Below are 13,600 nucleotides of genomic sequence, written 5' to 3' on the forward strand. Positions count from 1 at the left end.
GAATGCACAAACAAGATCATGGAGAAACCACAGAAAAATTCCTAGGTAGCCTTAAACCTAGGAATTTTCAAATTTTAATCAAACAGAATCGTTTCCTTATTTCTTGAAAATAGACTGTCTGAAGTCGTCTGTCTCACGAAGATAAGCGTTGTAAATCTTCTTCTTGAGCAGGTTAACCCAGCTAGCTTCGACACGGCTAGTAGCATTGGTAATGTTGCGTACATCCTCTGCCACGGCTGCGTCCATCAACTGCTGCATCTCTGCATAAGAACGAATGGTTACTTTCTTGGTACTGTTTGGATTTTTAAGCTCGTACTCAATGGTAATTGGCTTCAGCTTGGTCAGCTGATCAATTCGCTCCTTGTACATGGCCTTCTTGAAGGCTACCCAAGAGGTGTATTCACCCTTGAATACATTTTCCAAGACTTTCTGGTCTGTCACGAGACCAACATCTCTTCCGGACCATCCGTCCCACGTTTTCATCCCTTCATCAAAGGCTTCCTGAGAGTACTGACCGGAAACATAAGGGACAAATCCGTCATGATAGCCCTTGGCTGCCAGTAATTCATAGGCTGTGCGACGGAACATAACGTCACCAGGTGCTCCATTTGGATTGCTCAAGGCTGAGTAAATTGGTGAGAAGAGGCTGAGACTGAGGTAGCCATTTCGACCATATTTCCCACTTTCCTTGTTCTCCCGACGAGTGATCACATCATTTTCAATCAGGGAATCAAAGGTCTTCAGCTGCTTGATTTCTTCAGCAGTGAAGCTTCGCGTCTGGTTACCAGCGTGGGTCTCCTTACCATACTTATCTGTAATATAGTAATTCTCCATCTTCCTGAACCACTGTAACTTGGCAGCATCACTCTGCTTCAGCATAGAAGTACCTTCTAGATAGTCCAAGGTGTAGATCATGTCAAACATACCATGAACATAGTGTTGCAGATCTGCTGCATTTTTAACACGCTCCTTGAAATTATAGGTATGCATACGTGTCTTAGAATCCTTGTCCACCTTGAAGAGAGTATTGAGCGTAATAGTTGGTTCATCTGCGCTCGGCGAAGATTGCAAGAGTCCCCGAGCATAGAGTTCCGCACCCAAGCCCTCACGACGGCCATAACCTTCAAAGTAAATTGCACCGTCAGAATTATGGGTCATCTCATGCGTGTAGACTGAGTTTCCATAGTCTTCTAACAATCGTGCTCTATCAAAATGGGTAACACTTCCCGTAGCATAGGCATTGTAACCCTTGCTTGGATACCACTTGCCAGCTGGTCCAAAGAATTCCTGCATAGCCTGTGATTTTTTGTCATTAGCTGGAGCCCAGTAGCTTTGTCCTGCTTTATCAGTCAAGAAGAACCCATCATAAACCAGAACAGAACGGAAGAGCTTGTCCTTGCTTTCTGGATTCAGAATCTTATACCAGAAATCATAGTGGTCGCGCTGGTATTCAGCTGTTTTTCTCACTCTGTCTTCGACATATTCAACTAGTTCTGCGTCTGTACGCACTCTGTTATTGGCATCCAGGCGGTAGCGATCATAAGCTCCCATAGAGAGGGTAGACATATTAGAGATGGCATAGACACCCTTCTCCGTCATGGTCAAGAGTGGCAGGAGCATGCCCTTGTGTTCCCAATTATCTGCTGTAATCTTGTCATAAACACCGACAGAGTACTTGCTCTTGCCCTCGGCTGCGTCCTGAAGCTGTCTCGCTTCTGCTACATCGGACTTAGCCTCAACGATGTAGGCTTTTGTATTGGTCTTGAGCCATTCATTATTGGTCTTGTATGGTAGGAAGAGCTGACGGTAGCCTTCAAGGTAATTGAAGAGTCCTCGCTTGCCAGTTGCTTCAGAGAGCGAATTATCATATGCTGTATAGTTGTTCTTAGCCTTGAGATTCTTAAGTCCTGATTTCCCTAAAGCAATGATTGTATCAAGAACCGAAACGTCATTCTTACCATAGAAATCCATCTTGTAAGCCGATAGGTCCTTAACATTAAAGTTGTCATAGTTGATATTATACCAACGGTTAAGGTAAGTCAAACCTAATAGGAAAGCTTCTTTATCAGCAAGAATCTTCTTAACAAGATAATCCTTAACTACTTCACCTTCAGTATTGATAGCCTTATCCATAGCTAGCACTTTTCGAAGCTCACCTGATAGCTTACTTTTCACCTGCGTAAATGCGGTGTCTAAGTATAGTTCATCCAAAGAAGTATCTGCTGCTACTCCGAGAGCTGTACGCATAGCTGGCGAATCAAGAACGACCTTGTTCAGCTCTGGCAACACTTGATTTAGAATGCTAGTATAATCTGATACAAAGGCTTCTGGAGTATAAAGAAGGTCTAACCCCTTGATACTATACTCAGCAATACCTTGGTTGACGAAATCTCCCTGATAAGATATTTCTAGGTAGTCAATGGTATTGTCCATGTAGTGCAGCATCAAACGATTGATTGCTGTTTTATTGCCATGGATATCAGTGATAATCTGGTCACCCTTCATCGGAACAACATCCAGTAGGTACTCCTTGTTCAACTTATGCTCTTTCGGAATCTTGTTCGCAAACGAAACAATGGTTTCTTTATTGTAGAAAGGAAGCAGTTTCTCCATATTTGCGTAAGAATATCCGCGGTCGAATTGAACATTTTTTTCCTCACCATAGTCGACAAAACGCGTATTTAGATTCGTGTCATCTAGGCTAGTCGTGATGTCCATAGCAGTCAGTTTTTCTTCCATTTCTTCTTGAGTAATTGTAGAAGTAACAAACTGATCGTTTTTCAAGGTTTCACTCTTAGCAACTTTATATGCTTGCGTAATGCGGTCGTTTTTGTAGCCCTGATCCCCAGAAATACTGTAAACATTTGTACCGCTAACATTACTGATCACATTATCAACTAAACCATTAAAGTAGTTCGAGCCGACCACTCCACCGATTTGACCGTTAGTGGTTGCATTATATACTTTTCCTGTCACATAAGATTTGGTAATTCGAGCATTGTTTTCTAGACGTCCAACCAAACCACCGATACGTTGTTCATTTGATCGTGCACCACTTATAATCGTTACATCTGCTTTACTTTGGCTAAGAAGAGATTCTCCTCCTTTAAGGCTTGAAACCAAACCACCTACGTTATAGGCTTTGATGTGTTGACTGTTAGATAGGATGGTACCCGTAAAGGAACTATTTGTAATCTTCGTATTGGTTCCATTAACTACTAGACCCGCTACGTTAGAGGCGTTTCCTACTACCGATACTCTCCCCTGAACAGAAACATCTGTGATTCGCGCATTCTCCGCATTACGTGCCAGCGCAGCCGAGTCATAGGTACCCACGATATTCACATCTTTAAAGTCGATATTGGTAATAGAAGATCCGTTCTTGAGGTTTTCAAATAAAGGTTTGGCTAGATTATAAATGGCGTATTGCTTACCATTATGACTACCTGTCAGGCTACCTGTGAAGTTCCCTTTGAGGTAGACATAATCTGCAGGTGCAAGACTAACCTCACTAGCATCCAAATCAGCTCCCAACACATAATTTCCTGCCATATTTCGCTTCATAGCGTCTACCAATCTAGCAAAGCTAGTGTAGACATTTTGCTGGCTTGGGACTGCCTTACTGATGTAGAAGTCGTGCCCAGACTTATAGCCCGTTTCACTTTCTTGGACGAGTTCAGGAAGGGTTACATTAACCTTATAGACTGCCTTGCCATCTTTCTCTGCTTCAGAAATGCTGTGAACTGGTAGGAGAATTTCCTTGGATTCGCTTGATTTGATCTTGACGAAGTAAGTAGACAGATCCGTAGGCATAGAGTTCATCGATACAAAGCGCTTGTATTGGTCGTTTTCTTTATGATAAAACTCAACGGAATCAATATCACGGAAGGCAATCTTCTTGTATTCTAGCTCAAAGTTACGACTGTCTGTTTCAAACTCAGTAAAGCTACCATTATCCAATTCATAAGTCAACTTAGTTTTTAGAGTGTAGCCTGTGTAGTAGTCTAAGTCGCCAATTTTCAAGCTGCCAGCAAAGTTGGTAATTGGAAGAGTGCGAATCAGCTGGTCTCCCTGGTACAATTCTGCAGTCGCTAAACGGAAGGACTGGGTCTGGTCTTCCAATCTATATTGAACCGTCACCGACTTATCATCAGTATTCTCAGTCAGACTTAGAATTGAAACAGTCGGCTTGACTTTAGGCACTCCATTTAGTGCTTCTTTGGCTGCTGTCAGACTAACAAGAGCTTGGTTGACCTGTACTTGTGTAGCAGTCTGATTGTTCAAAACTCCCTCTGCCTTGGTCAATTCGTCAGTATAAGCTGTCTGCTTTTCTGAATCCGCATTCTTATATTTAACAGAAGTTTTAACTCTTGGATTTAAATCGTACTCAGTCTGGAGAGCTGTTTTGACAACTTCAAGTCCACTTAATTGCGCCTTGGCTTGATTGATTTGTTCCACCAGTTGGTTGACTTCTGCTTGGCTAGCTTGAGATTGGCTCAGAATAGCTTGACCTGCCGTCAAAGCAGCATCATAGTTAGCTTGATGACTCTGACTATCGTTGAAATAACTGGCCTGAGCTTTAATCTGATCCGCTTCTGCCAAGAGATTATGCAGTGAAATTAAATCGAACTCCTCTAAAGCTTCCGCTTTTGGTGCATCATTTGGTACCATATTTGGTTTAGCTGTTCCGACTTTGACAATTTGCGTTACTGGAGCTAGGGTTTCCTCATTAGACAATTCTTGGCGATCGATTTCCTGACCGTTAGAGCTGTAAACACGAGTCTTAATCGTACGCTCACCTTGGACTCCTGGAGTCGCAATTTGACGAGCATCTCGAACCAATTCATCCGTTTCTTCTTCACGAATGTTAAAGTTGATTTTTTCAACGCGCGTTTCGTCAGTGTAAGTTAGCGGGTATTCTGGCAGAATATCTGCTTTCGGAGCTTCATTCGGTACCATGCTTGGTTTAGCTGTGCCGACTTTGACAATTTGCGTTACTGGAGCCAAGGTTTCTTCATTAGACAACTCTTGACGATCAACAACTTGACCGTTAGAACTGTAGACACGAGTCTTGATGGTCCGTTCGCCTTGAACGCCTGGAGTGGCGATTTGACGAGCATCACGAACCAATTCATCCGTTTCTTCTTCACGAATGTTAAAGTTGATTTTTTCAACGCGCGTTTCGTCAGTGTAAGTTAGCGGATATTCTGGCAGAATATCTGCTTTTGGCGCTTCATTTGGCACCATAGTTGGCTTAGCCGTACCAACTTTAACAATTTGCGTTACAGGAGCTAGTGTTTCCTCATTGGACAACTCTTGGCGGTCAACCTCTTGACCGTTCGAACTATAGACACGAGTCTTAATCGTACGCTCTCCCTCAACACCTGGTGTTGCGATCTGGCGGGCATCTTGAACCAATTCATCCGTTTCTTCTTCACGAATGGTAAAGTTGATTTTCTCTACCCGAGTTTCATCGGTATAAGTCAACGGGTACTCTGGCAGGGCATCTGCTTTCGGTGGATCGTTCGGTACCATGCTTGGCTTAGCCGTTCCAACTTTAACAATTTGCGTTACAGGAGCTAGAGTTTCCTCATTGGACAACTCTTGGCGGTCAACCTCTTGACCGTTCGAACTATAGACACGAGTCTTAATCGTACGCTCACCTTGGACTCCTGGAGTCGCAATTTGACGAGCATCTCGAACCAATTCATCCGTTTCTTCTTCACGAATTGTGAAGTTAATTCTCTCAACCCGAGTTTCGTCAGTATATGTCAACGGATACTCTGGCAGGGCGTCTGCTTGCGGTGGATCGTTCGGTACCATGCTTGGTTTAGCTGTTCCGACTTTGACAATTTGCGTTACTGGAGCCAAGGTTTCTTCATTCGAAAGTTCTTGGCGGTCGACAACTTGACCATTGGAACTGTAAACACGAGTCTTGATGGTCCGCTCACCTTGGACTCCTGGAGTTGTGATTTGACGACTTCCTTCTGGAATCTCATCTGTATATTGCTCGTCAATAGAAAAATCAATCTTTTCTATTCTAACCTCATCATTTGTAGTCAATTCCAACTCAGAATTCTCATGAATAGGAGCTGTATCAGGATTTGTCCCATATTCTGTCAGTTCTGGAATCTCTTGAACTGGAGCTGTATCAGAACTGGTGCCATACTCTGCCAATTCTGGAACTTCGTGAACTGGGGCTGTTTCTGGAGTTGTGCCATATTCCGTCAATTCTGGAATCTCTTGAACTGGGGCTGTCTCAGAATTTGTGCCATATTCTGTCAATTCTGGAACTTCGTGAACTGGAGATGTTTCAGGACTTGTGCCATATTCTGTCAGTTCTGGAGTCTCACGAACCGGAGACGTCTCAGGACTAGTTCCGTACTCTGCTAATTCTGGAACTTCGTGAACTGGAGATGTCTCGGGACTGGTTCCGTATTCTGTCAATTCTGGAACTTCGTGAATTGGAGAGGTTTCAGGACTTGTGCCATATTCTGCCAATTCTGGAACTTCATGAACTGGAGTTTCTTTTGGTATCGAGTTAGTTGGAGCTGTTCCAACTAAAATAATTTCAGAAACAGGTTCAAGCGTCACTTGATCAGAAATCATTTCGCTTTTTACGATTTCTTGATTCTCATGATAATGACGAGTCACCACTGTACGTTGACCTCGAACACCTGATTGTATGACTTTTGATTGCCCTTGAGCCAATTCATCGGTATATTGGTATTTTGTCTGATAAGGAAGTTCTTGAACTGACTCCTGCTCACTAATTTTTAGTTCTGGCAAGTCATAAACGGTGCTTAGACGAGCAGACTCTCTCTCCTTAGCAGCTATAGCTTCTCTTTCTTCCTCAGTTAAAGCATCCCCCTTATCTGAAACAATCTCTTTCATATCAAGATTTGTTTCACTCGGTTTAAGTTCACTTCCCTTCTCTTTCTCCAAGTCAAGTGTCGGATTTTCCTTCTGAACAGAATGAGCTAAATGACTATCATTTTGTTCTTCATTCTTTAAGTAACCGATATAGTCGTAACCATCAATTTTCAATGGCGCTGGCAGTGCATCTCCAAAACCCAAGTTAAGACTTTGATTATATGCAGCGAGCTCGATATTCGTCACTGCTAAGACTGTTGGAGATAGCAGTATGGATCCCATTCCAGTTACCAACAAGATAGAAGATAAATACCTCTTCCCATTTCTGCCTCTAACTACTACAAGCACTAGTAATGCAAGACCCATCGCTGTAAAAGTTGATTCCCAAAGGCCGGAGTGACCTGTCTTAGGCAATACTCCAGATGAATCCCCTTGAGTAGTCGGACGATAAACTAAGTAATAGGTCTCTGAAGCATCCTCAACATGCTTTGGAATCTCCCTTATCAAGGCACTCTTCTCTGCCTCCGTCAATTCAGACTCCACTACGTAGTGGTATTTGACATGAGCAGACTGCTGACTTTGAATTTCTGCTGCCTTTACAGAAGTCAAGTCCCCAGTTATTTGCCCACTCAAAAAGAAGCTTCCAATAGTCGCCGAAACGAGCCCAACGGACAACTTCCGGAAAGAAAAGCGCTGTCGTTTTTCTCCATAAAACTGATGTGTCATTCTAAAGATTTCCTTTTCAATATATTATTCAATCCTTTCTATTCTACCTGATTTCACTTGATTATTCAAATTATTTGTCGCGATTTTTAGAAGCAACACATGCTTTTTAAAAGTACCGAAAAACGACTCCTCTTTTTAAAAAATCTCAAAAAATCAACTTAAAACTTTCCTTAAAAATGTTGAATTTCTACATCTTTGTCCTAAGCTTTTACCAGCAAAAAAAGAGAGAAATGACTTTCTCTCTTTTACCTTTCCTCTCACCTTAAACTATGAGAAGACATATTTCTAATCTGATTATTTGGCTTCAAATCCTTCTGCAACTGCATCTGCAAAGTTTTCTTCTACGATGCTTGCACAGTGATCACAGATGACTGCATGGTAGCTGCGTTCTGCTGTTGTTGGGTCGATACGACGGCAACGGTCACAAACTTCACCTGCAGCGCGTTCAACTGTAAAGGCAACATCCTCAAAGCTAACTGCGCCTTCTGGAGCTGTACCTTCAGCGATGGTCAATTCTGACACGATCAAAAGTTGAGCTACATTGCTATCCACTGCTCCAAGAAGAGTTTTCACCACTTCATTTGGATAAACTGTCAAGTGGGCTTCGAGTGATTTACCGATTACTTTTGCATTACGCGCTTCTTCCAAGGCTTTTTGAGCTTGTCCACGGAAATCCATGAAGGCTGACCATGTATCCAAGATTTCTTCTTGGTTGGCAAAAGTTTGAGCTTCTGGTAATTCAGACAATTGAACGAAGTCTTCAGCTTCAAACTCAAGATATGACCAGATTTCCTCTGCTGTGTGCGGAAGGATTGGTGTCAAGAGTTTGGTGATTTTCACAAGAATGTCATAGAACACAGTCTGCATTTGACGGCGTTCGAGTGATTTGGCACCTTCGATGTAAACAACGTCTTTAGCGAAGTCAAGGTAGAAGGCTGACAAATCAACGTTGATGAAGTTCACCAAGGCCTTGTAGATTGTCAAGAATTCAAAGTTGGCATAAGCATCACGAATCGTTTTCACAAGCTGGTTAAAGCGGATGGTCATGTACTTGTCAACAGAACGAAGCTCATCGTAAGCTACTGCGTCTTGAGCTGGGTTAAAGTCAGATGTGTTGGCAATCAAGAAACGAAGAGTGTTACGGATCTTACGGTAAGTTTCAGAGACTTGGCTCAAGATATCCATAGAGATACGCACGTCATTGCTTGAGTCCACACTTGTTACCCAGAGACGCAAGATTTCCGCACCAAATTGTTTTTCAACATCACTTGGAGCAATGGTATTTCCAAGAGATTTAGACATCTTCTCACCTTTACCATCAAGGGCAAAACCTTGTGACAAGATTTGTTTGTAAGGAGCAACGCCATGGTTAGCAACAGATGTGATAAGTGATGAGTTGAACCAACCACGGTACTGGTCAGAACCTTCAAGGTATAGATCTGCTGGATATTTGAGTTCTGGACGGTTGACCACTACTCCATTCCATGATGAACCTGAGTCAAACCATACGTCCATGATATCTGTTTCTTTCTTGAACTCGCCATTTGGTGAACCTGGATGAGTAAATCCTTCTGGCAAGAGGTCCTTAGCATCACGTTCCCACCAGATGATAGAACCGTGTTCCTCAAAGAGTTGAGCTACATGTTCAATAGTCTCAGCAGTCATGATTGGCGTTCTGTCTTCAGCATAGAAGATAGGAAGGGGAACTCCCCAAGCACGTTGACGAGAGATAACCCAGTCGCCACGGTCACGAATCATATTGTAAAGACGAACTTTACCCCATTCTGAGTGGAACTTCACTTTTTCAATTTCATCCAAGATTTCTTGGCGGAATTTAGATACAGAGGCAAACCACTGTGGAACAGCACGCCAGATGATTGGTTTCTTGGTACGCCAGTCAAATGGGTATGAGTGAGAGATTTCTTCTTGAGCAAGGAGCAAATCGCCCAGTTTTTCGATAACAGTCGGCACAACCTTGTCATAGAACTGACCCGCAAATTCAGGACCAGCATTTTCCATCATAATACCGCGTTCGTTAACTGTTACAGCAACTTCAAGGCCGTTGGCAACACCAACATTGTAGTCGTCCTCACCAAAACCAGGGGCTGTATGGACAATACCAGTACCAGAGTCAGTCGTAACGTGGTCACCCAGGATTACCAACTCATCTACAGCCGTATCCCATGGGTGGACTGTCACAATGTGGTTCAATTCTTGACCACGGTAGGTTGCCAAGACCTGAACATCAGCCCAACCAAATTTCTCAGACAAGCTATTCAACAATTCTGAAGCAACCACAAACTTACGAGTCTCACCAGCAGGTTGTACGACTACGTAATCAATATCCGCTCCAACAGTCAAACCACGAGAAGCTGTAATGGTAAATGGAGTAGTTGTCCAAACTACGATGTAAGTGTCTGTATCTAGCACACCTTTTCCGTCTTTGACGCGGTTAGCATAGTAAAGGGAAGTTGAAAGCAAGTCATGATACTCAATTTCCGCTTCAGCAAGGGCTGACTCAGAAGACCATGACCAGTAAACTGGCTTGGCACCACGGTAGATATAGCCTTTTTTAGCCATCTCACCAAAGACACGGATCTGAGCTGCTTCATAGTCTGGAGTCAAAGTCACATAAGGATTTTCCCAGTCACCAGAAATACCCAAACGTTTAAAGTCTTCACGTTGTTTATCAACTTGAGAAAGAGCGTACTCGCGGCAAAGTTTCAAGTACTCAACCAAGTCCATTTCTTTGCGTTTAACGCCCTGTTTTGCCAAGACTTGCTCGATTGGCAGACCATGAGTATCCCAACCTGGGATATAAGGAGCATAAAATCCAGACATAGACTTAGAACGAACAATAATATCTTTAGAAATCTTGTTCATGGCATGTCCAACGTGGATATTTCCGTTTGCATACGGAGGTCCATCATGCAAGGTGAAATGCGGTTTTCCTTGGTTCAATTCTTGACGACGTTGGTAAAGTTTTGCTTCTTCCCATTCTTTTTGCCAAACTGGTTCTTTGGTTGGAAGACCAGCACGCATAGGAAAGTCTGTTTTCCCTAGATTGAGGGTTTCTTTAAGTTTCATTGTTACTCCTTTAATTTAAAATGACAAAATAAAAACCACGATTCGCAAAAAGGACGAAAATCGTGGTACCACCTTTGTTCGAAAAAAGACAGGGTCTCTTTTCCTCTTTTCCCGTAACGTGGGGGACGTCTAGTCTTACTGTTTTCAGATTAGATTCGTTGAGAGGATAATCTAACCACTAGGGATTGCAGGACTCTCACCATCTCCCGCTCGCTGAAAATATAGTTGGTTGGATCTTGTTCTCACATTTTTTTATAGGATAAGAACAGATTCTTTATTTGCATCGTTCTCAGTTGCCGCAGTAGCTTCTACTTCAACTGACTCTTCATGCTGGTCACTTTCTTCTGTCTGTTGGTTTTGTTGAGCTTCAAACTCAGCTAATTCTTTGTTACCAGCCTCGATACGAGCTTGCAATTCAGCAACCTCTTCTGGTGTGAATTGACGAGTCATATCAATAGGCTCTTCCTCTGGTTGTAAAGATACAGTTTCACCAAGAACTTCACCCACCACTTCTTTAAAGGCTTCATCACTTGTCTGAAGGTAAGTAGCTGTTGGGCGAAGAATATCTTCCCAATCAGATGACTCGACAATAGCCAATTGACTTTCAATCGTAGACTTGAGGCGTTGATGGAATACACGGCTCTTATTCTTCAACTCTTCTGTCTCAACAGCCACTCTCTTCGCATTATCTGTAGCCTGACGGAGAATTTCATTTGCCTTGTATTTCGCTTCTTCAAGCAAACGCTGAGCATCTTGTTCAGCTTGTTGAATAATATTGTTTGAACGTTCTTGAGCAGCTTGTTTAACACGCTCCGCTGTATCTTGAGCAATCAAAACTGACTGACTCAAGGAATCCTTCATCTCATCAAAGTAAGACAAACGTTCTTCCAAACTCTTGATGTGTGTCTCTTTATCGTGATTGCTACGAACCAAGTCTTCGTAGTCACGAACAACGATATCCAGAAACTCGTCTACTTCTTCTGGATCAAAACCTCTAAATCTTGTACCAAAGGTTTTATCTTTAATTTCTAACGATGTAATTGGCATACTTTTCCTCACTTACTTAATAAAAAATAGAATCATTAATTGCTTCTGGTTCTTGCTCGCTTGTTACTGTTCTCTTAGGAATATCATTCGTATAATAGGAAAGACGTTCTTCTAGTTTTTTGATATAGAGTTCAGTTTCATCTTTGTATCGAATCATCTCCTCTAATTCAAAGTAAATCTTATCTAGAAATAGGTCAACTTCTTCCTGATTGTAGCCTCTGAATGTTCTTGAGAAAGCTTTATCACTTATTTCTTGTGGTGTAATCGACATATTTTTTCTCACTTGCTTAAAAGTAGCCTGACTGTTAGTTTTTTCTTATCCTTTTTGGTCTGACCATTGTCTTTGACAACTTTCAAACGACCAAACTTTCTCACACTGATCAAATCCCCAACTGCAACCTGGTAATCAGATTTTTCAACCACATGATAATTTACCTGGACAGATTTTTTCTCTATCAGTTGACTAGCTTGGTTTCTAGATAATTTCAAGGCACTTGATAAGAGGGCATCCAATCGAAAACTCGAAACTAAAATTTCTCGTTCTCTATAATCAATTTTAGACAAAATCCTATCGGTAAAAGGACGTTCCTCCAGCGATACAGGAAGTCTGCCAATCTTTCTTATTCCATCCTGAAAAAGAGGAATGAAATCACGATTGACAAAAATCTGTGCTCTCTTTTCATCTACCAAGATATCACCAAATAATTTACGGTCAATTCCTAGTTGGTTGATAATTGTTCCCAATATTTTTCCATGACTCAGTTGCTCAAACTTACTCGGATAGCAAATTTCCAACAAGGCCATTTCAAAGTCTGATATCTCCGGTTCAAAGTAATCTGGATAGAGAAGAACTCGAACCGACTCTGTCGGAAGAAAATCACCACTACTTTGGCAACCCAGTCCATATGTCCCAGCTAGTACCCTCAAAATCTGTTCCTGATGGGGATTGATAAAAGGAGTAAGTACCGGTGCATAGGTATCTTCTACCCGCTTGATCCACTCTAACCCCTTATCAATAAAGGGAATATCATCTTGGGAAAAATGCTGATAAATGGCTCGATTTGCTGTCATAGTAATAAGACTAGTCGTGTTAAGAGATTTCCAACAAACTGAATCAGAATCAGCGCTGCCCAAACCGTAAAATCAAGACCAGCAAATTGTAGATTGAGCTTACGAAGGGGCTCAATAACTGGGCGAGCAAGTCTGATAACTAAGCGACCTAGCTGGCTTTCATAGGCATTTGGAAACCATGAAAGAAGAGCAAATGCAACGAGAATGATGGAATAAATGCTAACCGCATTTTGGATTAAACGAATTAAGAAAATCATTATCTTGCTCTATTTCGTTTAATATCAAAACCAAACTCAGCGCTTTGTGATTCATCTGGAAGCTTGATATCTTCAATATTCACGACAACATTGACAGGCGTCAATAGATACATCGTACTCGCAACTTTTTTCATATTTCCAGCCAAGACATGACGGGCTCCATCCAAGTAATCAAGGCAACGACGGGCTTGAACCTCTGTCATATATTGGAAATCAATCAAAATACTTTCATTTCCAGCCAACAAATCTACAATTTCAGTTGCATCTTCATATTTTCTTGGATAGCGAACATCAATTGTCACTTTCTCATCTGAACGATGGCTTTGCATTGCCAATTCTTGCTGTCGCGCATGAAGACGAGTGATATTTGCATCTTTAGCTGATCCTGACTGAGCAGGTGCTGGTAATTCTTTAGAAGATGAGATGGCTGGGCTAACTGTTTCCTCTTGTTGAGTCTGGTAGTTAGTCGTTTCTTCTCCGTCTTCTGTAAAATAATCTATAAATTTATCGAATCTATCTTTTAAAGACATAGCTCTCTC

At 42.1% G+C, this 13,600-nt stretch carries 7 protein-coding genes; all 7 read right to left on the reverse strand.

What is annotated here, in order from left to right; genetic code table 11:
* Window positions 1-96 precede the first annotated feature (96 nt).
* The 7 genes from PCY17_RS02120 to PCY17_RS02150 all read right to left on the reverse strand — a co-directional run bounded on the left by PCY17_RS02120 (window position 97) and on the right by PCY17_RS02150 (window position 13,591).
* Window positions 97-7,599, reverse strand: a complete 7,503-nt coding sequence (locus PCY17_RS02120; protein WP_301391123.1) for an SIALI-17 repeat-containing surface protein — start codon at window positions 7,597-7,599, stop codon at window positions 97-99.
* A 294-nt stretch (window positions 7,600-7,893) separates the two neighbouring features.
* Window positions 7,894-10,686, reverse strand: a complete 2,793-nt coding sequence (ileS, locus tag PCY17_RS02125) for an isoleucine--tRNA ligase (RefSeq protein ID WP_301391125.1) — start codon at window positions 10,684-10,686, stop codon at window positions 7,894-7,896.
* Between the two features lie 252 nt (window positions 10,687-10,938).
* A complete protein-coding gene (locus PCY17_RS02130) occupies window positions 10,939-11,733 on the reverse strand; it encodes a DivIVA domain-containing protein (RefSeq protein WP_044020427.1) in 795 nt (264 codons plus the stop codon).
* Between the two features lie 16 nt (window positions 11,734-11,749).
* A complete protein-coding gene (locus PCY17_RS02135) occupies window positions 11,750-12,004 on the reverse strand; it encodes a DivIVA domain-containing protein (protein ID WP_000028988.1) in 255 nt (84 codons plus the stop codon).
* Between the two features lie 8 nt (window positions 12,005-12,012).
* A complete protein-coding gene (locus PCY17_RS02140) occupies window positions 12,013-12,804 on the reverse strand; it encodes an RNA-binding protein (RefSeq protein ID WP_000126363.1) in 792 nt (263 codons plus the stop codon).
* The gene (locus PCY17_RS02145; protein ID WP_000576501.1) at window positions 12,801-13,061 is read right to left on the reverse strand and encodes a YggT family protein; all 261 of its coding nucleotides are present in this window, start codon (window positions 13,059-13,061) and stop codon (window positions 12,801-12,803) included. Before PCY17_RS02145 ends, PCY17_RS02140 begins: the two co-directional genes overlap by 4 nt.
* Window positions 13,061-13,591: a cell division protein SepF gene (locus PCY17_RS02150; RefSeq protein ID WP_000053367.1), complete on the reverse strand. Its 531-nt coding sequence runs from the start codon at window positions 13,589-13,591 to the stop codon at window positions 13,061-13,063. The genes PCY17_RS02145 and PCY17_RS02150 overlap by 1 nt, the downstream gene beginning before the upstream one ends.
* Window positions 13,592-13,600: the final 9 nt, after the last annotated feature.

The organism is Streptococcus sp. SO2 (assembly GCF_030440025.1).